Here is a 23,771-nt window from a genome sequence, read left to right as displayed (position 1 = left end):
GGTGCTCGGGATAAATCAGCCCCTATTGTAATGCAGTAAAACTGAAAAGCCATTTGCAAAAAGGGCTTATTTTGCTGGAAACTTGCAAAAAATTCTGCCTGGGCTGCAAGAGCAAGCTACTGAGTTTACCGAGCTAAATACTATTTTGTAACCCATTCTTTACAAATTTTCATCACTAGCCTCCGGAAATAAAGTGTGAGCTGGTTAACAAAAGTTCGCCCTTGAGTGAACATGAAATCAGAAACGATTCAGGCAGTGAGTATGGACTATGAGTAAAGCAACTCAATATGTGGCACGTCATCCAGGCAGTGATGGCCGAATAGATTACCCGCAAGATGAACACGCCATCTGGCAGGAGTTGTATTCCCGCCAGGAACACAACTTGCCCGGTCGCGCCTGCGATGAATACATGCAAGGGCTCAAGGCATTGGACTTGCCCAAAGACAGGATCCCGCAACTGGGAGAGCTGGATGCCGTGTTGCAGGACACCACGGGCTGGAAGACGGCGGCGGTGCCGGCGCTTATTTCATTCGGGCGCTTCTTTGAACTCCTGGCCAACAAGGAGTTTCCGGTGGCGACTTTTATCCGCAGCAGGGAGGAGTTTGATTACCTGCAGGAGCCGGATATCTTTCATGAGATTTTCGGTCATTGTCCCTTGCTGACCAACCCGGCCTTTGCTCATTTCTCCCATATTTACGGTCAGTTGGGGCTTGATGCCAGCAAGGAAGATAGAGTCTTTTTGGCGCGTCTTTACTGGTTTACCGTGGAGTTTGGTTTGCTGCGTACCCAGACCGACGGCCTGAGAATATACGGTGGCGGCATTTTGAGCTCGCCGGGCGAGACGCTGTACGCCTTCAGTGACACTCCGGAGCGCAGACCCTTTGAACTACTGGATGTGTTGCGCACTCCCTATCGGATAGACATTATGCAGCCCATCTATTACGAGATAGAGCATATAGATTTTCTGGATGAAATCGCCCGCATGGACATTATGAAGGCGGTTACTCAAGCCAAACGATTGGGACTCTTTACCCCCAAATTTCAACCCAAAGCCAGCTGATACTGGCGGTAATGGCCTGTGTGCAAAAGTGCAGGCCACTTTCAAGGAGATGTTATGACTGAACTGGCCAATATGAAGTGCGAAGCATGCCGCGCCGATGCTCCCAAGGTGACAGATGCCGAGCTTGCTGAGCTTATTCGGATGATCCCGGATTGGGGCGTGCAGGTGCGCGATGGCATCATGCAGCTGGAGCGGGTTTACAAGTTTAAAAATTTCCGGCAGGCGATGGCCTTTAGCAATAAGCTGGCGGACTTGGCTGAAGAAGAGTTTCACCACCCGGGGATCCTGACTGAATGGGGCAAGGTGACTGTGACCTGGTGGTCGCATTCCATTAAGGGGTTGCACCGTAACGACTTTATCATGGCTGCCAAGACAGACCAGTTACTGGATTAATCTTTTCCTAATATATTCAGTGTGTTGATTGTATCTTCACACTGAATCCTTTCCCTTTGTTACAAATCTGCTGTAAAGCGAGCTTGCCACTTGTGTCAGAACCTTCTAACGTATAGGGCGCATTTTTACATCGCTTGCAGACCTCTTCGTGCGGGCGATAATCCCAAAGAATCTGAATTATAAAAGGGAATGACAGTTATGCGCTTGGAAGTCAGTTGTCAGGATCGCGTTGGTTTAGCCAAGGATATTTTAATGGTGCTGGAGCGATACGGGATTAACCTTATCGCTATCGACGCCAGTAACAAGGGATTCTTATATTTGCAGTTTGCCGAGGTCGGCTTTGAGACCTTGAGTGAGTTGATGCCCCAAATCCGTAAGGTGGAAGGGGTGCACGACGTCAGAACCGTTTCCTTTATGCCCTCGGAGCAGGAGCATTACGCCCTAAAAACCCTCTTGAAAACCCTGCCGGATGCCGTGTTCTCCCTCGACGGAAAGGGGCGAATTCGTATCGTCAACGAGTCCGCCTTGCTTATTCTGGAAATGGCCGAACATGAAGTAATAGATGAATCCCTCAATCACTGGGTGCAAGGTTTTAATTTTGGTCGCTGGCTCAGTGAGCCCAAGGTGTTGGCGCAGGCTACCCGGGTTGCTATTGGCAGCAACGAGTATCTGGCCGAAATGCTGCCTATCTATCTGCCGGATGAAAACGACAAGAGTATTCTCGCTGGCGCCGTGGTGGCACTCAAGTCACCGGCGCGGGTGGGCAAACAGTTCAACGCGCTGCAGAGCCAGAGCAGTGGCTTTGACTCAGTGCTGGCCGTCAGCGACAAGATGAAAGAGGTACTCAAGCAGGCCAAGCGTATGGCACAGCTGGATGCGCCTTTGCTGATCACCGGGGAAACCGGTACAGGAAAAGAGCTGATGGCCAGGGCCTGTCACGATGCCAGCATGCGACGGGAGAAACCCTTTATTGCCATCAACTGCGCCGCCATGCCCGACAGTGCCGCAGAAGAGGAGCTGTTTGGTTATGTCAGTAAGGGTGAAGTGGTTAAGCGGGGTTTCTTTGAAGAAGCCAAGGGCGGCACCGTCTTCCTCGATGAAATTGCCGAGATGTCCAAGGCCGCTCAGGTCAAATTGTTGCGCTTGCTGCAGGATGGCAGTTTCCGCCGTATCGGCGGCGATGTAGAGGTGCGCGCCGATGTCCGTATCATCTGCTCGACCCAGAAGAATTTGGCGGAGCTTTGTCAGACCGGTGAGTTCCGTGAAGATCTCTACTACCGAATTCATGTACTGAGTTTCCATATGCCGGCGCTGCGTGAACGCAGGGTCGATATTATCCCGCTGACGGAAATGTTCCTTGAACACTACAGCCAGCAGCTTTCCAGCCCGGTGCGGCGGATCTCGGCGTCCTGCCGCGATCACCTGTTGACCTATGCCTGGCCCGGTAACGTGCGGCAACTGAAAAACGCCGTGTTCAGAGCGGTATCCATGTGGGACGGTTCGGCCGAATTGACTATAGAACAGTTGAAACTGCCTTCCTATGCCGAAGGTTTTGGCTATTTCGACAAGGAGTTTGAAGGCACCTTGGATCAAGCCATGAAGCAGTTTGAAGCCGGTTTGCTGCGGCGTCTCTATCCGGCGTACCCCAGTACCCGCCAATTGGCGAAAAAGTTGGGGGTATCCCACACCGCCATTGCCAATAAACTCAGGGAATATGAGATCAGCAAGAAGCGCTGAAACCCTGTAAAGCGGATTTGCCGCCGGAATGGCTGATATTTAGCCATTCCTTGAACGCAAAGCCTTTGCCGGCGCTTGCTGGTGATAAGTGTCAGTAAAAGTTTACAAACCCGTTCTCAAAGCGGTTAAATGTGAAGTGAGTCACAGAGTTTTCATTGCCCGCGGCATGAGGTATTACTGGCGGGATAACAGAAACGGATTGAGCCGGGCAGATTGCCTGATGAAAACCATTAATCCGGACAGAGACAGGAAGGAGCAGGTATGAAATTAGCGACATATGACAATGGACGCCGCGATGGTCAACTCATGTTGGTCAGTCGAGATTTGAAGCAGACAGTGGCTGTTCCCGCCATAGCTCAGACCATGCAGCAATTGCTCGACAGTTGGTCACTGCTGGAACCTCAGCTCAGAGAGCTTTCCGATGCCCTGAATGCCGGCATGTTGGATAACACCCAGGATTTTGACGAGAGCCGTTGTTTGTCACCTTTTCCCCGCGCTTACCAGTGGGCCGACGGCAGCGCTTATGTCAATCATGTTGAGCTGGTGCGCAAGGCCCGCGGCGCCGAAATGCCGGAGTCTTTCTGGACAGATCCCTTGGTCTATCAGGGCGGTTCAGACAGTTTTATCGCTCCCAGAGCCGATATCCCGCTGGCAAGCGAAGATTGGGGCATAGATTTCGAGTCGGAAATTGCCGTGGTCACAGATGATGTGCCCATGGGGGTGAGCGCTGAAAACGCCGCCTCTCATATCAAGCTGTTGATGTTGGTTAACGATGTGTCGCTGCGTAACCTGATCCCGGCCGAGCTGGCCAAGGGCTTTGGCTTTTTCCAGTCCAAACCTTCCAGCAGTTTCTCACCGGTGGCAATCACACCGGATGAGCTGGGAGATAAATGGCAGGATACCCGGGTTCATCTGCCGCTGATCACCCATCTGAACAACGAACTGTTCGGCAAGCCCAATGCCGGGGTGGATATGACCTTCAACTTTGCCGAGCTGATCGCCCATGTCACCAAGACTCGCCCCCTGGGCGCCGGTGCCATCATAGGTTCGGGCACCATTTCCAACTATGACAGAAGCGCAGGTTCCAGCTGTTTGGCCGAAAAGCGCATGCTGGAAGTGATTGCCGAGGGCAAGGCGGTGACGCCATTTATGGGCTTTGGAGACAGGGTCAGAATCGAAATGCTGGATGATGCCGGGCACAGCATCTTCGGCACGATAGATCAGCAGGTAGTTGAGTATATAGCCGAGTAAAATAACTTGATAACAAAACGGGGCTCTCAATAAAGATGAAGCCCCGTTGGTTTTTATACCGGCTTGGTATTGCCTTCGAATGTGTCAGCGTTAAGGCTTTGGATAAAACATCACCAGGGCAGAGTCGCAATCTAAGGTTAGCGAGCTTTGGGAGAACAACTTATGTTGAAATTATATGGTTACTGGCGCTCCAGCGCCGCTTATCGGGTGCGGATTGCGCTCAACCTCAAGGGGCTTTGCGCCGAGCAGCTCTCGGTTCATCTGGTGCGCAATGGCGGCGAGCAGCATCAGGCCGCTTTCAAGGCGCTAAACCCGCAGGAGTTGGTACCGGCTTTGGTGGTGACGGATGACAACGACGAGCGCGCCGAGTTGGTGCTGTCCCAATCGCTGGCGATCATTGAATATCTGGATGAAGCCTTTGGCGGTGAGGCGCTGTTGCCGGGTGATATTGAGCAGCGGGCGCTGGTCAGGGCTATGGCGATGGGAATTGCCTGTGAGATACATCCTTTGAACAACTTGCGGGTGTTGCAGTATCTGACCGGGACGCTCAAGTTGGATGACGCGGCCAAGAATGATTGGTATCGCCACTGGGTCGAGCAGGGCTTTGGTGCATTGGAGCAACAGCTGCAACAGTACTCGGGCCGGTATTGTTTCGGCGACCAGGTCAGCCTGGTGGATATCTGTCTGGTTCCCCAGGTTTATAATGCCAAGCGTTTTAATATCGACTTGTCTCCATACCCCAACATTTGCCGTATTAATGATGAGTGCCTGATTCTGCCGGCCTTTATTGATGCTGCACCTGAAAATCAACCAGATGCCCAGTAGGTTTATTATTTTATAGTCATCTATGCGGTGACTATAAAATAAACTTCAAAATTCCCAGCGCTTGAAAAACCTTTCTTATAAAATGATACCTTTCTGTTAATAACAGGCTTTTAAAAATAAAATCTTCCCGGCAATTTGTAACTAATTATTTAAACAATATGCTGTTTTTATTGCGTTTTTGTTTAGGTTTATACAGGAAATTATTTTTAGATTTATAGGTTTATCATTTCTTTATTTAGTCTTTTATAACATGCTTAAAATAACGCATCTCGTATCGTATGTAGGATTTTTCCTGCTTGTCGTTTTTCTCCCATTGAACTCGCTGTTACATATGATACATATGTTAATGCTTGTTTTGGCTAAGCTATAACAATAAAAAATACGCCATACCTATTAAAGATTTGCTTCTGAAACCCAGTTTTCGGCGGTATGGCGTTTTATTATCAAAAGGAAAAGAAGCATGCATAAGTCGATTATTTCACTGAGCATAGCTGCAGCCCTATTGGCGGGTTGTGGCAGCGACAGCAAGAAAGCGCCTGAGCCGGTTAATACACCTCCGGAAAGCCGAGATGTAACCTATGACGTTCGTCAGTCGGTACGCCTCAATGGACAACTGGAAGGAAGAGATGCCGAAGGAGGGATAACCTTTTCGTTAGTGGATCCCGGCGAAGTGAAGTTCGGGACTTTGAGCATCAATGATGCGGCCAAGGGCAGCTTCAGCTACCAGACCGATGCGTTGGAAGGCACAGAAGTCGTGCGCTTCAAAGTCAGTGACGGCAAGAGTGAATCTATTTCGGCATTAACCTTGAGAATAAAGGGAGGCGATCCCTTGTATCAACATCAGTGGCATTTGAAAAACACAGGCCAAAATGCCTTTGCCAGAAACCGTGGTGTGCTCGGTGAAGACATCAATGTCAGCGATGCCATAGCCTCGGGTGTTACCGGTAAAGATGTCATTGTTGCTGTGGTAGATGATGGTCTGGAGATCAGTCACCCGGATCTCAGTGCCAATGTGATCGCGGGCGGATCCTATAATCTAATCACAGGTACAGTTGACCCGACACCATTTTCCAATAGTGCTTCACATGGGACTTCGGTTGCAGGAATCATTGCTGCTGCCGGGTGGAATGGTATAGGTGGCCGGGGAGTTGCACCTGAAGCCAAGCTTATCGGTTTTAACTTTCTGGATAGCGACCCTAGCCGTGAGATCCGCAATGTACAAACCTTTGAAAATTTCGCTAAATCCCATGGCGCAAGTGCTTATAGCGACCGAGCCAGGGTGTTTAACCAAAGCTATGGAAACCAACCAATGATTCCGGGCTCAATGAGAGAAAATGAGTTTGAAGTTTATCAGCAGGTGACTACCAAGAGTTTTAATGGCAAGGGCAGTATTTTCGTCAAGTCTGCCGGTAATGGATATAATTATAACTTGTTGGGATATAACGCTATAGGACAACCTAAATATCTATTACCAAGAGACTTCTTTACAGCCAGAGATGAAAATAGGCCAGCCAATAAAGGATTACCCTATCACAATGCCAACATGTCTCCCAATAATACCAACCTCTATAACCTTGTGGTCAGCGCAGGAAGTGCAAATGGTAAACGTAGCAGTTATTCATCTGTGGGGGCCAATGTTTTTGTTAATGCTCCCGGGGGGGAATATGGTACTCAGAACCCTGCAATTGTGACTACGGACAGAGCCGGTTGTGACAAAGGCAGTTCGGTTACCGAAGAGCGCCCCAGAACCCCTTTTAATGGGGGCCAGCATCCACTCAATCTTGAGTGTGACTATCGTTCTACCATGAACGGGACATCGGCAGCAGCCCCGAATGTCAGTGGTGCGATTGCCATGATAATGAGTGTCAATCCATCACTCTCCTGGCGTGATATCCGGCATATTCTGGCCATGACGTCCAAGCAGGTAGATGCCAATATTCAGCCTATCAGAGTTCCTTTAAATACGGATGCTAGTCAGCTTTATGAAGCTGTGCCTGCTTGGTTTACCAATGCTGCTGGGTTTAAATTCCATGATTTTTATGGTTTCGGACGCATTGATGTCAGTAAAGCTGTTGCCATGGCTAGAAATTATAAGGTGAACTTAGGCGAATATCAGATAAGTGATAACTTGTCTCGTACCGAACTGAATGGGGCAATACCGGATGCTTCCTTGGAGGGGGTAAGTGATGTGCAGAAGTTCGATTCAGATTGGATTGTTGAAGGGGTACAAATTAATCTTACGGTAGAGCATAAGCGTTTGGCTGATCTGGCTGTTGAGTTAATTTCACCTTCGGGTACCCGTAGCGTTATTATGACTCCCTATAATGGATTTGTTCCCACTCGAAACTCTGGATATACAAATACTCCCATGTTGTCCAATGCTTTTTATGGTGAAAATGCCAGAGGAAATTGGACTTTGAAGGTTATCGATGTAAATAGTGGCGAACAGGGATATATTTTCCGAGTAGGAAAGGTGAATGTAGAAGAAAAGCTATTGGAAAATGAGGCTAATGGAGTACTCAAGTCCTGGTCTTTACGTATCCATGGTCACCAAGCCGTAAGCGCTTCTTAAGGAGAGGGTAGTATGAAAAATATTACAGTGATAGTTGTTTCGTTACTTATTTCTGCCATGTCTATGACAGTACAGGCTAGACCATTTTTGAGTGATGATTCTTTGTTGGATAAAGTAGCTCCCGAAGTTTATGACGTGGATACTCCATTGGTGAAAATTAATGATAGAGTTGTAAAGGCAGAAACTTTATCAAAGGGACAGCCTTTGGTTGATTCTGCTGGTGATGTTATTGCAATTCCAACAGGAAAATTCATTGTAAAATTGGCAGAAGGTGTCTCGGCTACCGAATTTTCTCAACAGCATAATTTGCATTTGGATTGGCGAAGTGATAACAACCTCCTTCTGTTATCCGCACCGGATGGAAGCGATTTATTAAAGGTTTTGGGTTCAATAAAACAGAATCCACAGGTTCTCAGAGCAGAATTGGATCTGGCACAGGACTTCTATCAACCTTGGTAACAGTATAAATAACCACTAGTGACATTCTTGGCTAGCACAGAGCAGATATACTGAATCCTATTAAAATAGGTTGATATTGATAGCCGCTGTTGTGACATGCTGGGTTATAGACGTACCTGCAGGTTCTGATTCTTGTAAAGGATTAGAACCCTGCAGGGTATATCTTTTTAAGTGTACAGTGTAAGTTACAGGTTTAATGCTGGGATTGAATAGTGTTGTAAAAGAGCTTTTTATGGTTGCGGAAATCTGTATGTTTAACAAATAACTTCATTAAGAGGGATGAACATTAAGATGGCTGGCAATTTATAATTAAAGCTATTTTTAATTGCCATATTTTCATATGGTAATGTTTTTAATGGTGTGTTTGATAGTTTTAGTATTGTCTTTAATCCACTTTTTATCTGTTTAAATCCTTGGTTAAGTAATGTTCATTTTAATTATTGTTGTAGTTTTAAAAAGTATTTCGAGGCTTGATTTTTCATCATTTTTTACAAATCGATAAAAACGGATTAATTCTAATTTTGTGTAGGACTTTTCCCAACCTCTGCCTTTGCTATTGAAACGACTCTATTGTGTGTTACTCATGTTAACGCCTGGTTTCTCTCAGGTTATAACAATAAGAAGTACGTCATACCTATTAACTAGCTGTTTCCGAAAACCAGTTTTCAGCGATATGACGTTTTATTATCAAAAGGAAAAGAAGCATGCATAAGTCGATTATTTCACTGAGCATAGCTGCAGCCCTATTGGCGGGTTGTGGCAGTGACAGCAAGAAAGCGCCTGAGCCGGTTAATACACCTCCGGAAAGCCGGGATGTAACCTATGACGTTCGTCAGTCGGTACGCCTCAATGGACAACTGGAAGGAAGAGATGCCGAAGGAGGGATAACCTTTTCGTTAGTGGATCCCAGCGAAGTCAAGTTAGGGACTTTGACCATCAATGATGCGGCCAAGGGCAACTTCAGCTACCAGACAGATGCGTTGGAAGGCACAGAAGTCGTGCGCTTCAAAGTCAGTGACGGCAAGAGCGAGTCTGTCTCAACGCTGACATTGCGTATCGACGGTGGCGACCCTCTGTATCAGCATCAGTGGCATTTGAAAAACACAGGCCAAAATGCCTTTGCCAAGAATCGTGGTGTGGCCGGTGAAGATATGAATGTCGGTGATGCCATTGCCTCAGGTGTTACCGGTAAAGGTGTTATTGTTGCTGTGGTAGATGATGGCCTTGAGATCAGTCACCCGGATCTCAGTGCCAATGTGATTGCGGGCGGATCCTATAATCTGATCACTGGCACTATTGACCCGACGCCATTTGCCGATAGTGCTGCGCATGGTACTGCGGTGGGTGGGATCATAGCCGCTGCCGGTTGGAATAGCATAGGGGGGCGCGGTGTTGCGCCTGAAGCCAGTCTTATCGGCTTTAACTTCCTGGATTGGGATCCCAGCGGTAAGGTCAAGAGCGTACAAACCTTTGAAAATTTCGCCAAGTCCCATGGCGCCAGTGCTTACAGTGACAATGCCAGGGTGTTTAACCAGAGCTATGGTTATTCAGTGCCTTTCCCCCATGGATTCGATGAAGATGAATATGAGGTCTATGGTGCTATTACCAAAGACAGTTTTGACGGCAAGGGCAGCATCTTCGTCAAGTCTGCCGGTAATGGCTATGCATATTATAGAGCATTCAATACTTACTGGATCCCCGGAGATTATTTCAGCGCGCCAAAGGAAGGTAAAGTGCCCAACCAAGGTTTGCCCTTCCATAATTCCAATATGTCTACCGACAACGCCAACGTATTTAATTTAGTGGTTTCGGCAATCAATGCAGCCGGTAAGCGCTCAAGCTATTCTTCTGTAGGCTCCAATGTGTTCGTTACTGCGCCGGGTGGGGAATATGGTGATGATGATCCCGCCATTGTGACCGCGGACAGAGCCAGCTGTGACAAGGGCTGGTCAGTTATTCAGAAGCGCCCGGCAACACCGTTTGATGGTGGTCAGCATCCACTCAATTTGGAATGTGATTACACGTCTAGTATGAACGGAACATCGTCTGCGGCGCCCAATACCAGTGGTGCGGTCGCCATGATTATGAGTGCCAATCCCTCTCTTTCCTGGCGTGATATTCGCCATATCCTGGCTGCAACTGCCACCAAGGTGGATGCCGATATACCCGCCAAGACGGTTGCTATCGGTGAGGGCGACGACGCGCCTGTTTATGAGGCTATCTCAGGCTGGCAGGACAATGCCGCAGGATTTCATTTCCACAATGAGTATGGCTTTGGTCGGGTAGATGTTAGTGCAGCTGTCGCTATGGCCAAGGACTACAAGGCAGACTTGGGTGAGTATCTGTTGACAGACTGGATTGCCAGTGAAATGGAGCTTGATAAGGCGATTCCGGACGCCAATATTGCCGGGGTGTCAGACTCTCTTGAGGTTGCCGAGGATATGGTGGTGGAAGCGGTGCAGATTGAGCTCAGCGCCGATCACCTGCGTCTTCCTGATCTGGCGGTTGAGCTGGTGTCTCCGGCAGGTACCCGAAGTGTGTTGATGACGCCTTTCAACGGCATGGTGTATCAGGGCGTGATGGATCCCAATAATCCGAATGATCTGGTCAAAGGCTATGATAAGACACCTATGCTCTCAAATGCTTTCTATGGTGAAAACACCAAAGGCGTGTGGACCATTAAGCTGATAGATGTGAACAGCGGTGAATATCGGTTTATCAAATATGATAAGGGCTATATCAGTATTCCCAATGAGAGTAACGGTATGTTGAAGGGCTGGTCCATTCGTTTTCATGGCCACAAGGCCAAGGCAGCATCTTAAGGAGTAACAGATGAAGATTTCAACAGTAATGATAGTCATGGGACTGACACTTTTGGCGACTCCTGCGATGGCGCATGATAAAAATCCTTTTGAAGATAACGGCGAGCAGTATCGGCAACAGGGCAGTAGAGCTGACTTCCTTGGGCTTAAGGATACCTTTTATATCAAGACAGACAAAGGTGTGCAGAAAGCCAGCAGGTTGAGTCAGGGAGAGCAACTGGTGACAGAGGCCGGCGAGCCTTTTGCGACCGTGACCGGAAAGTTGGTGGTCAAACTTAAGCCAGGTGTTGATGCCGCGACCTTTGCTGCCGATTCAGGCCTGAGGTTGGATTGGCAAAATGACACTCAACTGATGGTGTTGGCCGCTAGAGAAGGCAGCGATCTCCTTGCTGTGCTCGAAAAGCTGAAGCGGGATCCGCAAGTGATGAGAGTCAAGCTGGATAGGGCGGTACTTAAACAAGAGCCTATGTGAGCCGCTGAGATGATCCACTAAAACACAAACAGGCCCGGGTCCCACCGGGCCTGTTACTTATTGGCCAGCAAAAACTCCACAAAGGCCCGGTCGGCCTGGCTTACCGGGCGCTGTTTCTTCCAGGCAATATGCAAGTCGAGATACACTGGCGGTGCGAAGGGCAGGGCGATGATGTCATCTCTTTCATTGACCACCATTTCCAACACGCTGGTGACGGCAAATCCTTGACTTACAATCTGTTTTATTAGGTTTATCAGATTGGTTTCAAAGGCGATCTTAGGTTCGAGTTGCAGCTCTCTGGCTCGGCTCAGCATCCATTCACGATGAAAATAACCGGGTTTGAACATCACCAACTCATGGGCGAAAAACTGCTCCAGCGTTACGGCCTCGTTTGTGGCCAAGGGGTGTTCAGGGCTAGACGCTACCACCATCTGTTCTCTAATTAACAAACAGGACTCGAACTCGGGCTTGAGGTCCTGGGCCGTGATAATCGCTATATCCACCTCTTCCTGCTCCAGCATCCTCAGGGCATCGCGGGTGCCTCCCTCAAACAGAGACAGCTTCAAATCCGGATACTGATGGCGAAAAGCCATCACCCGTGACGGCAGGTAGAAAGAGCCCAACATACCGGGCACGGCAATTCGCACTTCGCCCTTGGCCAGCTCGGCCATGGCCCGGATATGGGCCTCTGCCTGACTCAGCTGTTTGAGGATCAATACCGCATGTTGATGCAGCGCCAGCCCTTCGGCAGTGAGGCGAATGCCGCTTTCCTGGCGGCTGCCACTGCGGTCGACCAGAGTGACGCCGAGAGATTGCTCCAACCGCTTGATACTCTGACTGAGGGCGGGTTGGGCCAAATTCAGCTTCTCTGCTGCTCGGGTAAAACTGCCGTACTTAACCAGGTTATCCAGGTGTTTTAGTTGTCGGATGTCCACGTCTCGCCTTACTCTTGCGGATAATCTTGAGGAAGTTTTTCAAGCATAACAAAAATTGATGAAATCGATATTATTTATCTATTATTGTTATGCATTGTCCGGTGCTAACCTTGTTGTGGTGAATCCTTTGCTAATTTAAGAGGTCGGAGTGACTAAGGTCGAAGCCGTTGGCCGGCATGCGCGTGATACCCGTTTGATTTGGGCACTGTGCGTGGCATCAGTGGTGGTTTATATCAATCTGTATTTGATGCAGGGGATGCTGCCCTTGATTGCCGAGCATTTTCAGGTAACGGCGGCCAAGTCGACTCTGGTGCTTTCTGTCACCAGCTTTACGCTGGCGTTTTCCTTGCTTGGCTATGCCATAGTCTCGGACAGGATTGGCCGTCACAAGCCGATAGTTATCAGCCTCTGGGCCCTGGCGCTGTCCAATATCTTGTTGGTATTTGTTAAAGATTTCAATGCACTGGTGGCGGTGAGGTTGCTTCAGGGGATATTGCTGGCGGCTGTACCGGCCATCGCCATGGCTTATTTCAAGGAGCAACTCAGACCTGAGACCATGCTCAAGGCCGCGGCGGTTTACATTACCGCCAACAGTTTCGGTGGCATTATCGGTCGGCTGTTTGGCGGGCTGATGTCGCAACATCTATTATGGCAGGATGCCATGTGGCTGCTGCTGGCGGTGAGTCTGTTTGGGGTGGCACTGGTCAGCTATTTACTGCCCAATGCCGTCAGCGCCGCCAAGCGAGAACGGCTGCCGAAACAGTGGCGTTTCTGGCGCGGTGGCAGTGAAGACTTACGGGGCTTTGTACATCACCTCAAGGATAGTCAGATGCGACTGGCTTACCTTATTGGTGGGCTGGCATTTATGATGATGGTCAACCAGTACAGCTTTATTCAGTTGCACTTGATGGCACCGCCTTATGATTGGAGCCGGTTTGAGGCGACACTGATCTTCCTCTGCTATTCGAGCGGCACACTAGCATCGTATTACACCGCCAGGTGGATTGCCCGCCATGGGCAGTTGCCACTGTTCAGAATTTCCTTGCTGCTGATGTTGTGCGGCAGTCTGCTGACTCTGCTGGATACCCAGGTGTGGATCTGCGTAGGCTTTTTGCTTACCTCCTGCGGTTTCTTTATTACCCACAGTTGCTGTAACTCCTTTGTGGCCATGCGCGCCAGCAGCCACAGGGCCAAGGCCACTTCATTATATCTGTGCTGCTATTATCTTGGCGCCGCAATGGGAGGCCCTTTTTTGATGCTGTTCTGGCAGCGAGGCGAGTGGCAGGGCGTGGTGATGGGATCCATGGTTTTGCTGTTTTTGACTTCGCTGGCGGTTTGGCGCCTTGGCTGGCGGCAAAAACAGCCGCTCAGCCAGGAGATGGATACGCCTCAGGGGGCATCGTTGAGGTAATCTTTACGCTCAAGACCATATTTGCGCATCTTGTCGTAGAGGGTCTTGCGCGGTAGCTCCAACTGTTCCATGGTCAGCTTGATGGAGCCCTTGTTGTGCGCCAGGGCTTCTTCAATCAGCAGTCTTTCGAAAAACTCCACCCTTTGAGTCAGTGACATGCCGCTTTGCAGGCTGTCACTGCTGCCTATGGCGCCGGCAAAGGCAGCCTCGGCACCAAGCAGAACATAACGTTCCGCCAGATTTCTCAATTCGCGCACATTGCCGGGCCATTCATGGGTACTGATACGGGCCTGCTGCTCACCGCCAAGGGCAATCAGCGCCTTGTGGTAGCGGGCCGAAGCGATGCGGGCAAAGTGCAGAAACAGCAAGGGAATATCTTCCCGTCGCTCCCTCAGCGGCGGAATGGCTACAGTCACCAGATTGAGACGATAGAAGAGATCTTCGCGAAAGCTGCCCTGGCGGCACAGTTCTTTGAGGTCGACCTTGGTTGCGGCAATCACCCTGATATCCAGCGCTATGGATTTATTGGAGCCCAGACGCTCGACTCTCCTGTCTTCCAGTACACGCAGCAACTTGACCTGCAATGCCATAGGTGTGCTCTCAATTTCATCGAGGAACAGGGTGCCGCCGTTGGCGTACTCAAATTTGCCTATCCGGGTCTTGTCGGCGCCGGTAAAGGCTCCTGCTTCTGCACCAAACAGCTCACTCTCTATGATGTTTTCCGGGATAGCGCCACAGTTGATGGCGACAAAGTTGGCGCCGTGCCTGGGGCTGTGATCGTGCAGGTAACGGGCAACCAACTCTTTGCCAGTGCCGGTTTCACCCTCGATCAGGATATCGGCCGGAGTATCCAGCACCTGGTGGATGAGATGGCGCATCTGACGGATCCCCGGACTGTTGCCGAGGATCCTGGGGCCTGGCAGGCTCTGGGATTCCAGCTCCTGTTTGAGCTTGCGGTTCTCCAGCGTCAGGCTGCGCTTTTCCAGTGCCCGCTTGACGACGTCCAATATATGTTCATTGTTGAAGGGTTTTTCCAGAAAGTCGTAGGCGCCCTGTTTAACGGCGCTGACCGCCATGGCGATATCGCCAAAGCCGGTGATCAGTATTACCGGCAGATCGGCATCCAGCTGTTTGATTTGCTGCATAACACTGATGCCATCCATGCCGGGCATATTGACATCGGTAATGACTACTCCCATCCAGTCACGGCTGAGGTGGCGCAAGATCTCTTTCGGTTGAGTCGATGCTTTGGCACTGATGCCTTCGAGTTCAAATAACTGGCTCAGCACTGTGCCTATATGGGGTTCGTCGTCCAGGATCAGGACAGTGTATTCTTGTTCGCTCATTGGGTTTCCTCGCCGTGGTACAGAGGCAACAGGATCTGAAATACAGCGCCGCCTTCTGCGGCGTTGGCGACGCTGATGGAGCCCTGCATGGACTCGACAATTCGGCGGGAGATGGAGAGTCCCAGACCCAATCCCTGTCGTTGGCTGGTGGTAAAATAGGGTTCGAAAATTTTCTCCATCTGGCTTTCGTTGACGCCGGGGCCGGAATCTTGAATTCGGATACACAGCATATCTTCTACGCTGATGCTGATGGTCAACAAACGCTCATCGACTCGTTGCATGGCGACTATGGCATTGCTGATAAGGTTCACCAGTACCTGTTGCAGGCGTATTTTATCGCCGTAGAAGCACCAGGGCTTACCCGGGAGCTGCAGTTCGAGCCGGATCCCCTGTTTGTCGATTTCCGGATGCACTATGGTCAGCGCCTCCTGCACGGTTTCATTGATACTGGTGGGCTTGTCCTGGCCCTGGCTCTTACGGGTGAAGCTCTTGAACTGGGCAACTATTTCCGCCAAGCGGTCGGTCAGGCTGATGATGGTGACCAGGTTTTCCTGCGCCTTGTCATGCATGCCCCGACCAAGAAAGGTTTGAGTGTTTTGGGCATAACTGCGCAGCGCCGCCAATGGTTGATTGATTTCATGGTTGATGCTGGCAGACAGACTGCCGATGACAGTCAGCTTGGCGGCCTGGATCAGTTCATCCTGGGTTTGTTTCAGTTGGGTGTTGGCATCTTCCAGCTCCCGGGTACGTTCTTTGACCCTATGTTCCAGCTGGCTCTGGGCTTGGCGCATGCGTCTTAGGTTACGGCGCCGCTCGAGACTGAACAGCAGACCCAATGCCAGCAACAGAAAGATACTGGCGGACAGCAGCATCACAGGGGGCAGTGAACGATACAAAGGGGCAACAGGTGTCAGCACATGCACATACCAGCCTACCTTGATCATTTCATTGCGGGTATCCAGATATTGGGCCCGGCCCTGATCGTTTTCTATCCGATACAGTGCCCTGTGGGGGAGAGTTTCCTGCCGGTAGGGCGGATCTATCCTGAGTTCCTGCAGCTTACGGTCGGCATAACGGCGGCTAAGGGTTATCTGCTGTAACCTTTCCGCAGCCAGGGGTTGCAGTGACCTCAGGCGCCAATTGGCAATACTGGCGAGAAAGATGATTTCATCCTCACCGCTGATGGCCAGTTCATACTGGCCCGCCTTGGCCAGCCCCGTCATCTGCTCTTCAATATCGGCAATATCGACCTTGACCACTATGACACCGAGCACCTTACCCTGATCGTAAATCGGGTAAGAGAAATAAAACCCTCTGGTGTTGGACGAGGTACCGACGGCGTAATAGCTGCCCAGTCTGCCGGCGATGGCTTCTGTGTAGTAGGGGCGAAAGGCATAATTCTGACCGATAAACGAATAGGCTTGTTGCCAGTTACTGGCGGCAATGGCATCCCCTTGGCTGTTGAGCAGATAGATATCAGAGGCTTCGGTGACATGCTGTATCTCTTCAAAGTACTTGTTGATTTTGCTGATTTCGCGCTTGTCTGCGCTACTCTTGATTACCCGGGCCAGCATGGGGTTGGTGGACAGCACATGGGGAATACTCTCATAGCGAATGAGTGCGCCTTCTATAAAGCCTATGACTTCGCTGAGCTGTTTGTCTGCCAGGGATTGGTATTGGGTGAATCCCTTATCCAGATGGTACCAGTAGGTCAGTTTGAGGGTAATAAACAGACCCGTCACCAGCATGGTGGTGATAAGCAGGCGCTTTCGGGTCTTGTTGTTGAGCGGCATCTTATTGTCCCGGCGTTATTGCGGTGTAATTCCGGCGTAAGAAATCGGCGAGTCTTAGACTCGCCGATAGCCCTGTTGATTTCAAGGATTAAAAGCCCCGCAGTGAATCCAGATACTCAGGCAGGAACAGAGATACTTGAGGAACATAGGTGATCAGAATAAGGAACCCCAGTAACAGCAGCAGCCAAGGCAGGCAAGCGTGGATTACCCAACCTATGCTCTTGCTTGTGATCCCCGAGGTCACAAACAGATTAAGCCCCACCGGCGGCGTCAGCATTCCTATCTCCATATTGACTACCATGATGATCCCAAGGTGAATGGGGTCGATCCCCAACTGGGTGGCGATGGGGAAGAGGATGGGCGCCATGATAAGCAAAATGGCTGATGGCTCCATAAAGTTACCTGCGGCCAGCAACAACAGGTTGACTATGATGAGAAAGCCCCAGGCCGGCAGGCCCATGCCGACTATGTTTTCGGCAATCATGTGAGGGATCCGCTCTGTGGTCAACACATGGGCGAACAGCATGGCGTTGCCTATGATAAACAGCAGCATGATACTGACTTTGGCGCCATCCCTGACGACGGCGCGTATCTCTTTGTCGGCCGGTGTTTTGAGTAATCCCAGCAGGCTGTACCCCAGATTGCGACCTATGGCTTTGATTACCGGCTCACCAGGATTGCGCCAGGCGACATTTTTCAGTGGCCCGATATCTCGATAGCCGAAGACGGCAATGAAATAGGCATAGACGCAAGCGACCGCCGAGGCTTCTGTGGGGCTGGCGACCCCGCCGTAAATGGAACCCAGCACTATGACAATCAGCATCAGGCCACCCATGGCCTTGGCCGTTGAGATAGAGAGCTTGCGAATGCCGGGGAAGGGCAGGGAAGGTAATCCCTTGATTCGGGCCACTATATAGATGGCCAGCATGATCAGCATCCCCGCCAGTAACCCAGGGATCAGTCCGGCCATAAACATCCGCGCTGCGGACACTTCAGTGGCTGCCGAATACACCAGCATCACAATCGATGGTGGGATCAGTATTCCCAGGGTACCTGAGGTGGTAATAACCCCGGCGGCAAATTTTTGTGGATATCCGGCGCGGATCATGCCGACGATAACTATCGAGCCGATAGCTGCCACTGTGGCCGGAGAAGAGCCGGAGACGGCGGCAAACAACATACAGGCCATGACCGAGGCCATGGCTAAACCGCCGCGGATATGGCCGACACTGTCCATGGCGAAGTCGATGATCCGTCTGGCGACGCCGCCGGTGGAGAGAAAGGCCGAGGACAGAATAAAGAAAGGGATCGCCAGCAAAGTGTAGTGCTCTGAAGTGGACTCATAGAGTTTCAGGGCCACAGAGGCCAGCGAATCGTTGGAAAACAGTAAAATAGTCAGCATGCTGGAGAAACCCAGTGCAATGGCAATGGGCATGCCGAGCAGCATACAAACAAATAAGACGATAAAGAGGGTAGCTATTGTCATGGCGTTACCTACTCATGCTTGGAGTTGTTTTTGTCTTCGCCGGCTTCGTTTTCATCTGCCAGGTGCATGCTTTCCTTGGCTTCATCGTGGAAGCTGAATCCTTGTGAGCGGTTGGTCAGAATGGCAAAAAACAGTTCAATGAAACGCCAGGTCAACATGGCAAAACCGATTATCAGAATGCTTTGGGAGATCCACAGCGGCACAGCAGGATCTTCAACATCTATGCGCAGGGTTTCCCAGGCAAAATCGGGGTCCAGTTTGGCAACCAGGGCATGGGGGAAGTCGATATCTTCCATGGGTATTCCAATCTGATACATCTGGCTGAGATAATCCCAACTGCCTTTAAGGAACAGGCCGCAATAGATCAAACAGATGACCGCAGCCAGCATGGCGGCGTATTTGCGGCCTGTCCTGGGGAGCTTTTTGACGAAGGCATCGACACCTATATGGGCACCGACTTTAACGCCGTATGACATGCCAAAGAGGACAAACCAACCACAGAGGGTCAATGTCAGCTCCTGCATCCAGAGAAATCCTGTATTGAAAAAGAAGCGGGCAACGACTTCGACAAAGACAAGTACCGTCATCAGGGTGATCAATAAGTTGAGAAAGCCTTCCTCAAAGTAGCCCAAGGCGCGTGAAATCATATTGCTCTCCGCAGAAATTGCGGGGGCCGGAGCCCCCATACTGACTTACTGGTTGGCGGCCACGGCGGCATCTATCACGTCTTTGCCGATTTGGTCTTCAAATTTGGCCCATACCGGCTTCATTGCATCAACCCAGGCCTGGCGTTGCTCAGGGGTGAGCTCAACTACCAAAGAACGTTTGGAGTCGATGATCAACTGGCGGTCCTGGTCATTCTTGTCACCGGCAATTTTGTTGCCATAGGCAATGGCTTCATCGAGCGCTTCTTTGATGATTTTCCGCTTATCGCCGGGCAAGCTCTTCCAGAAGGTGTTGGAGGTCACCACCATGTAGTCGAGTACACCATGGTTACTTTCGGTGATATGGCTCTGCACCTCGAAGAATTTTTTGGAGTAGATATTGGACCAGGTGTTTTCCTGACCATCTATAGCGCGGGTTTGCAGCAAGGTGAACACCTCGGAGAAGGGCTTTTTCACTGCAGTTGCATCGACGGCGGCAAACTGGGCTGCCAGTACGTCAGAGGCCATAACCCGGAATTTTTTGCCGCTGGCGTCTTTTGGCAACAGCAACGGCTCATTGGCAGAGAACTGCTTCATACCATTGTGCAGATAACCGAGACCAACAACGCCTTTTCGCTTCATGGAGTTCAGCAGCTTTTGCCCGGCTTCACTCTGTTGGAACTTGTCGACAGCGGCCATGTCTTTGAACAGAAACGGCAGATCGAACAGCTGCAGTTTTTTGGTGTAACGCTCGAACTTGGAAAGTGATGGCGCAACCAACTGCACATCGTTGAGCAGCAGCGCGGCCAGTTCATTGTTGTCTCCGAAGAGTTGTGAGTTGGGGAACACACTGACCTGATATTCACCTGGCAGGCGTTCTTCGACCAAGGCCTTGAATTTCAGTGCCATCTGGCCCTTAGGGGTGTTTTCTGCCACAACGTGGGAAAACTTTATCTCTACCGGTTCTGCCAGAACCGAGAAGCTCGCCAAGGCGCCGGCTAAAGCCGTCACTTTGGCAAGGGTTCTCAGCGGCCGGGTAAAGAGTTTGGATGGATTGAATGCACTCATGATGTGTCCTTTTTATATGCTCTTGAGTTATTGAAAAATACGTACCCCAAAGTGCGTATTTCCAGCGGGAATACAGCCGATTTTCCCTAAGGTCTGTATTGGGTAAGGCAAGTAGCGCGCCAATTTGATCACTTTTTTGTAACCCATTGGTTGCTAAAGTGTAGTTTATTTGATGTTTGTCACGTCTTTTTGCTGTTTGAGTGAGATCTTGCTCACTCTGTCGTCGGTTGTGGGTGGAAAACCGCCTATTGTGATTTTGATTTACTTGGGGGGATCTATGCGCTTGAGGACGGCGTCACTGGGCAGCAGTTCCAGGTGACCCTGTTCGTCAAAGTACCAGCCGGTAATAAAGCCTTTCTGACGCATGGTCACCAGGTTATGCATCACTTCTCTGGCTTCTTTTTGTGCGGTTTGTTCGTCATAGTCGTTGGTGTGCTTCAAATAGGCCGCAATGCTGGCGAGGGAAGCCGATTGACTGATTCCTGTCATAGCCTCTGCTCCACAAAAAAAGATGCTTCCCTGAAGCGTAGTTGAAAATTTAGTCAGTGTGAAAGAAGCAATGGTATTACAGCCTAGGATGATGATCTGAGCCTGCCTTGTGCATGTCATGTCATAGCTGAGCAAGTCAGGACCGCAATATCTATCTTGTGACTGTCGGCCAGAGCCCTTTTCCCTTGTAGGGTTAGGCTGCTAGAATATGCGCACTTTTCATTTGCCTGCCTGGCAGGCGTTTATTCTTAAGGTTAGTGTTCAATTATGACCACCAAGACGCGTTTTGCTCCCAGCCCTACCGGCTTTCTTCATGTGGGCGGTGCCCGTACGGCTCTATACTCCTGGTTGCACGCCCGTGCCAATAATGGCGAGTTTGTGCTGCGTATCGAAGATACGGATCTTGAGCGTTCTACTCAGGAGGCGGTTGATGCCATTCTGGAAGGGATGGAATGGTTGGGCCTGAATTGGGACGAAGGTCCTTACTATCAGACCAAGCGCTTCGATCGTTACAACGAGATCATTGCTCAGATGCTGAAAGAGGGCACGGCTTACAAGTGTTATTGCTCTCGTGAGCGCATTGAAGCTCTGCGTGAAGAGCAGGCCTCCAAGGGTGAACGTCAGAAGTATGATGGCTGCTGCCGTGATGCCGCTCCCCGTGATACAGATGAACCATATGTAGTACGTTTCAAAAATCCCCAGGAAGGCAGCGTGGTTTTTGATGATCATGTTCGTGGCCGGATTGAAATTGCCAACGAAGAACTGGATGATCTGATCATTGCCCGCAGCGACGGTACACCTACCTATAACTTCTGTGTGGTGGTTGATGACTGGGATATGGGTATCACTTGCGTGGTTCGCGGTGAAGACCATATCAACAACACTCCAAGACAGATCAACATTCTTAAGGCCCTGGGTGCACCTGTTCCTGAGTATGCCCACGTATCCATGATCCTGGGTGACGATGGTGCCAAGCTTTCCAAGCGTCACGGCGCAGTGAGCGTAATGCAGTATCGTGATGACGGTTATTTGCCGGAAGCATTGCTGAACTATCTGGTGCGTTTGGGCTGGTCCCATGGCGATCAGGAGATCTTCTCACTGGAGGAGATGAAGCAGTTCTTCAAATTGGACGATATCAATAAGGCGGCTTCGGCATTCAATACCGAGAAGCTGATTTGGTTGAACCAGCACTATATGAAGTCGCTGGATCCAGAATATGTGGCCGGTTTCCTTGAATGGCATATGCGTGATCAGCAGATAGATACCAGTAATGGCCCGGCCCTGGCTGAAATCGTTACTGCATTGGCAGAGCGCAGCAAGACACTTAAAGAGATGGCTGCTTCCAGCCGCTACTTCTATGAAGACTTCGAGGCGTTTGATGAAGCGCAGGCCAAGAAGCACTTGCGCGGGGTCGCATTGGAGCCCTTGCAACTGGTGCAGCAGAAGTTGGCGGCTTTGCCTGAGTGGACCGTGGAAGCGATTCACAATGCCATTGAGTCAACAGCGGCCGAGCTGGAGGTGGGAATGGGTAAAGTCGGTATGCCTTTACGGGTTGCCGTAACTGGTGCGGGCCAATCTCCTGCTGTGGATTTAACCTTATTTCTCATTGGGAAAGCTCGTTGCGAGCAAAGAATCTCCAAAGCGGTTGAATTTGTAGCAGCCAGAATAAATTCCTAAAAAAGGCGTTGACACATTTGGGTGTGCTGCATAGAATGCGCCTCGCAGTTGAGACACAGGGCAGCAAGTTGCTGGCAGTACACTCAAATGTAATGAGAGATAGCTTGGGGCTATAGCTCAGCTGGGAGAGCGCTTGCATGGCATGCAAGAGGTCGACGGTTCGATCCCGTCTAGCTCCACCAACTACTCTCAATCAGCTCTTTTTAAGCAGAGTTTAAATGCTTAAGTCCGGGGTCCCCTTCGTCTAGAGGCCTAGGACACCGCCCTTTCACGGCGGTAACAGGGGTTCGAATCCCCTAGGGGATGCCAATTTTGCAGTGTTTAGTAAAACCTGTACTCTTATCACAGAGTCTAAAGCGTGAGTCCGGGGTCCCCTTCGTCTAGAGGCCTAGGACACCGCCCTTTCACGGCGGTAACAGGGGTTCGAATCCCCTAGGGGATGCCACATTTTGCAGCGTTTAGTAAAACCTGCACTCTTATCACAGAGTCTAAACAGTGAGTCCGGGGTCCCCTTCGTCTAGAGGCCTAGGACACCGCCCTTTCACGGCGGTAACAGGGGTTCGAATCCCCTAGGGGATGCCATTTTCGCAGCGTTTAGTAAAACCTGCACTCTTATCACAGAGTCTAAACAGTGAGTCCGGGGTTGGCTTAGCCTAGAGGCCTAGGACAGCGCCCACTTTCTCTGGGTAGAGAGTCGGCGGTAACCGTGGTTCGAATCTCTTAGGGGATGCCACATTTTGCAGTGTTTCGCAAAACCTGTACTCCTTTCACAGAGTCTAAAACGTGAGTCCGGGGTTGGCTTAGCCTAGAGGCCTAGGACAGCGCCCACTTTCTTTGGGTAGAGAGTCGGCGGTAACCGTGGTTAGAATCCCTTAGGGGATGCCACATTTTGCAGTGTTTCGTAAAACCTGTACTCCTTTCACAGAGTCTAAAACGTGAGTCCGGGGTTGGCTTAGCCTAGAGGCCTAGGACAGCGCCCACTTTCTTTGGGTAGAGAGTCGGCGGTAACCGTGGTTAGAATCCCTTAGGGGATGCCACATTTTGCAGTGTTTCGTAAAACCTGTACTCTTTTCACAGAGTCTAAACGTGAGTCCGGGGTCCCCTTCGTCTAGAGGCCTAGGACACCGCCCTTTCACGGCGGTAACAGGGGTTCGAATCCCCTAGGGGATGCCACATTTTCCGAGAGATTTTGTTTTTGACAGAATTTCGGGGCTATAGCTCAGCTGGGAGAGCGCTTGCATGGCATGCAAGAGGTCGACGGTTCGATCCCGTCTAGCTCCACCAAATACTGTTATCACAGAGTGTGAACAGTGAGTCCGGGGTTGGCTTAG

18 protein-coding genes and 6 tRNA genes are annotated in these 23,771 nt (G+C 50.4%); 17 read left to right on the top strand and 7 right to left on the bottom strand.

What is annotated here, in order from left to right; genetic code table 11:
• Positions 1–268: 268 nt before the first annotated feature.
• From phhA to SIL79_RS19650, 9 genes are all read left to right on the top strand, one after another.
• Positions 269–1,060 carry a phenylalanine 4-monooxygenase gene (gene phhA, locus SIL79_RS19690; protein WP_039033780.1) on the top strand — a complete coding sequence of 264 codons (792 nt, stop codon included), beginning with the start codon at positions 269–271 and terminating at the stop codon, positions 1,058–1,060.
• A gap of 54 nt (positions 1,061–1,114) precedes the next feature.
• Complete coding sequence (locus SIL79_RS19685; RefSeq protein ID WP_025010903.1) at positions 1,115–1,453, top strand: 4a-hydroxytetrahydrobiopterin dehydratase; 339 nt, start codon at positions 1,115–1,117, stop codon at positions 1,451–1,453.
• Positions 1,454–1,651: 198 nt separating this feature from the next.
• Positions 1,652–3,190, top strand: a complete 1,539-nt coding sequence (gene tyrR, locus SIL79_RS19680; protein WP_025010902.1) for a transcriptional regulator TyrR — start codon at positions 1,652–1,654, stop codon at positions 3,188–3,190.
• A 261-nt stretch (positions 3,191–3,451) separates the two neighbouring features.
• Positions 3,452–4,441: a fumarylacetoacetate hydrolase family protein gene (locus SIL79_RS19675; RefSeq protein ID WP_039033782.1), complete on the top strand. Its 990-nt coding sequence runs from the start codon at positions 3,452–3,454 to the stop codon at positions 4,439–4,441.
• 165 nt (positions 4,442–4,606) lie between these two features.
• Complete coding sequence (gene maiA, locus SIL79_RS19670; RefSeq protein WP_162206769.1) at positions 4,607–5,266, top strand: maleylacetoacetate isomerase; 660 nt, start codon at positions 4,607–4,609, stop codon at positions 5,264–5,266.
• 460 nt (positions 5,267–5,726) lie between these two features.
• Positions 5,727–7,838 (top strand): S8 family peptidase, encoded by a 2,112-nt coding sequence (locus tag SIL79_RS19665; RefSeq protein ID WP_319619906.1) that lies wholly within the window; start codon positions 5,727–5,729, stop codon positions 7,836–7,838.
• Positions 7,839–7,850: 12 nt separating this feature from the next.
• Positions 7,851–8,297 carry a hypothetical protein gene (locus SIL79_RS19660; protein WP_039033784.1) on the top strand — a complete coding sequence of 149 codons (447 nt, stop codon included), beginning with the start codon at positions 7,851–7,853 and terminating at the stop codon, positions 8,295–8,297.
• 704 nt (positions 8,298–9,001) lie between these two features.
• The gene (locus tag SIL79_RS19655) at positions 9,002–11,119 is read left to right on the top strand and encodes a S8 family serine peptidase (RefSeq protein ID WP_319619905.1); all 2,118 of its coding nucleotides are present in this window, start codon (positions 9,002–9,004) and stop codon (positions 11,117–11,119) included.
• Between the two features lie 10 nt (positions 11,120–11,129).
• A complete protein-coding gene (locus SIL79_RS19650; RefSeq protein ID WP_144361192.1) occupies positions 11,130–11,591 on the top strand; it encodes a hypothetical protein in 462 nt (153 codons plus the stop codon).
• Positions 11,592–11,644: 53 nt separating this feature from the next.
• Here the strand turns inward: SIL79_RS19650 and SIL79_RS19645 are convergent, their stop codons facing one another.
• On the bottom strand, positions 11,645–12,526 hold the full coding sequence (locus SIL79_RS19645) for a LysR family transcriptional regulator (RefSeq protein WP_319619904.1): 882 nt from the start codon (positions 12,524–12,526) through the stop codon (positions 11,645–11,647).
• A 148-nt stretch (positions 12,527–12,674) separates the two neighbouring features.
• Here SIL79_RS19645 and SIL79_RS19640 point away from each other — a divergent pair, with 148 nt between their 5' ends.
• The gene (locus tag SIL79_RS19640) at positions 12,675–13,937 is read left to right on the top strand and encodes an MFS transporter (RefSeq protein ID WP_045282643.1); all 1,263 of its coding nucleotides are present in this window, start codon (positions 12,675–12,677) and stop codon (positions 13,935–13,937) included.
• Here SIL79_RS19640 and SIL79_RS19635 read toward each other — a convergent pair.
• The 6 genes from SIL79_RS19635 to SIL79_RS19610 form a co-directional block, all read right to left on the bottom strand.
• The gene (locus SIL79_RS19635; RefSeq protein WP_319619903.1) at positions 13,916–15,283 is read right to left on the bottom strand and encodes a sigma-54-dependent transcriptional regulator; all 1,368 of its coding nucleotides are present in this window, start codon (positions 15,281–15,283) and stop codon (positions 13,916–13,918) included. The genes SIL79_RS19640 and SIL79_RS19635 overlap by 22 nt on opposite strands.
• Positions 15,280–17,076 (bottom strand): sensor histidine kinase, encoded by a 1,797-nt coding sequence (locus SIL79_RS19630; protein ID WP_215774183.1) that lies wholly within the window; start codon positions 17,074–17,076, stop codon positions 15,280–15,282. Before SIL79_RS19630 ends, SIL79_RS19635 begins: the two co-directional genes overlap by 4 nt.
• Before the next feature lie 88 nt (positions 17,077–17,164).
• Complete coding sequence (locus tag SIL79_RS19625; protein WP_319619902.1) at positions 17,165–18,562, bottom strand: TRAP transporter large permease; 1,398 nt, start codon at positions 18,560–18,562, stop codon at positions 17,165–17,167.
• Positions 18,563–18,570: 8 nt separating this feature from the next.
• Positions 18,571–19,209, bottom strand: coding sequence for a TRAP transporter small permease (locus tag SIL79_RS19620; RefSeq protein ID WP_025012078.1), 639 nt, complete (start codon positions 19,207–19,209; stop codon positions 18,571–18,573).
• Positions 19,210–19,254: 45 nt separating this feature from the next.
• Positions 19,255–20,274, bottom strand: a complete 1,020-nt coding sequence (locus SIL79_RS19615; RefSeq protein ID WP_039033792.1) for a TRAP transporter substrate-binding protein — start codon at positions 20,272–20,274, stop codon at positions 19,255–19,257.
• Between the two features lie 261 nt (positions 20,275–20,535).
• Positions 20,536–20,763 (bottom strand): hypothetical protein, encoded by a 228-nt coding sequence (locus SIL79_RS19610; protein WP_025890110.1) that lies wholly within the window; start codon positions 20,761–20,763, stop codon positions 20,536–20,538.
• A 267-nt stretch (positions 20,764–21,030) separates the two neighbouring features.
• On the opposite strand from SIL79_RS19610, the gene gltX reads away from it, so the two are divergent.
• From gltX to SIL79_RS19575, 7 genes are all read left to right on the top strand, one after another.
• Complete coding sequence (gene gltX, locus SIL79_RS19605; protein ID WP_071476245.1) at positions 21,031–22,440, top strand: glutamate--tRNA ligase; 1,410 nt, start codon at positions 21,031–21,033, stop codon at positions 22,438–22,440.
• A 106-nt stretch (positions 22,441–22,546) separates the two neighbouring features.
• Positions 22,547–22,622, top strand: a tRNA-Ala gene (locus tag SIL79_RS19600).
• A 51-nt stretch (positions 22,623–22,673) separates the two neighbouring features.
• Positions 22,674–22,749, top strand: a tRNA-Glu gene (locus SIL79_RS19595).
• 60 nt (positions 22,750–22,809) lie between these two features.
• Positions 22,810–22,885, top strand: a tRNA-Glu gene (locus SIL79_RS19590).
• A gap of 61 nt (positions 22,886–22,946) precedes the next feature.
• A tRNA-Glu gene (locus SIL79_RS19585) sits at positions 22,947–23,022 on the top strand.
• Between the two features lie 515 nt (positions 23,023–23,537).
• Positions 23,538–23,613 (top strand) — tRNA-Glu (locus SIL79_RS19580).
• A gap of 35 nt (positions 23,614–23,648) precedes the next feature.
• Positions 23,649–23,724: transfer RNA gene (locus SIL79_RS19575), tRNA-Ala, on the top strand.
• Positions 23,725–23,771: the final 47 nt, after the last annotated feature.

The sequence above is a fragment of the Shewanella indica genome (genome assembly GCF_033842865.1).
Taxonomy (GTDB): Bacteria; Pseudomonadota; Gammaproteobacteria; order Enterobacterales; family Shewanellaceae; genus Shewanella; species Shewanella indica.
This window is presented reverse-complemented; position numbering and strand designations above follow the sequence as displayed.

Bases quoted from the DNA above. Each gene is read 5' to 3' on its own strand.
- phhA (WP_039033780.1), top strand. From the start codon at position 269: ATGAGTAAAGCAACTCAATATGTGGCACGTCATCCAGGCAGTGATGGC.
- SIL79_RS19685 (WP_025010903.1), top strand. From the start codon at position 1,115: ATGACTGAACTGGCCAATATGAAGTGCGAAGCATGCCGCGCCGATGCT.
- tyrR (WP_025010902.1), top strand. From the start codon at position 1,652: ATGCGCTTGGAAGTCAGTTGTCAGGATCGCGTTGGTTTAGCCAAGGAT.
- SIL79_RS19675 (WP_039033782.1), top strand. From the start codon at position 3,452: ATGAAATTAGCGACATATGACAATGGACGCCGCGATGGTCAACTCATG.
- SIL79_RS19665 (WP_319619906.1), top strand. From the start codon at position 5,727: ATGCATAAGTCGATTATTTCACTGAGCATAGCTGCAGCCCTATTGGCG.
- SIL79_RS19660 (WP_039033784.1), top strand. From the start codon at position 7,851: ATGAAAAATATTACAGTGATAGTTGTTTCGTTACTTATTTCTGCCATG.
- SIL79_RS19655 (WP_319619905.1), top strand. From the start codon at position 9,002: ATGCATAAGTCGATTATTTCACTGAGCATAGCTGCAGCCCTATTGGCG.
- SIL79_RS19650 (WP_144361192.1), top strand. From the start codon at position 11,130: ATGAAGATTTCAACAGTAATGATAGTCATGGGACTGACACTTTTGGCG.
- SIL79_RS19635 (WP_319619903.1), bottom strand. From the start codon at position 15,283: ATGAGCGAACAAGAATACACTGTCCTGATCCTGGACGACGAACCCCAT.
- SIL79_RS19630 (WP_215774183.1), bottom strand. From the start codon at position 17,076: ATGCCGCTCAACAACAAGACCCGAAAGCGCCTGCTTATCACCACCATG.
- SIL79_RS19625 (WP_319619902.1), bottom strand. From the start codon at position 18,562: ATGACAATAGCTACCCTCTTTATCGTCTTATTTGTTTGTATGCTGCTC.
- SIL79_RS19620 (WP_025012078.1), bottom strand. From the start codon at position 19,209: ATGATTTCACGCGCCTTGGGCTACTTTGAGGAAGGCTTTCTCAACTTA.
- SIL79_RS19615 (WP_039033792.1), bottom strand. From the start codon at position 20,274: ATGAGTGCATTCAATCCATCCAAACTCTTTACCCGGCCGCTGAGAACC.
- SIL79_RS19610 (WP_025890110.1), bottom strand. From the start codon at position 20,763: ATGACAGGAATCAGTCAATCGGCTTCCCTCGCCAGCATTGCGGCCTAT.
- gltX (WP_071476245.1), top strand. From the start codon at position 21,031: ATGACCACCAAGACGCGTTTTGCTCCCAGCCCTACCGGCTTTCTTCAT.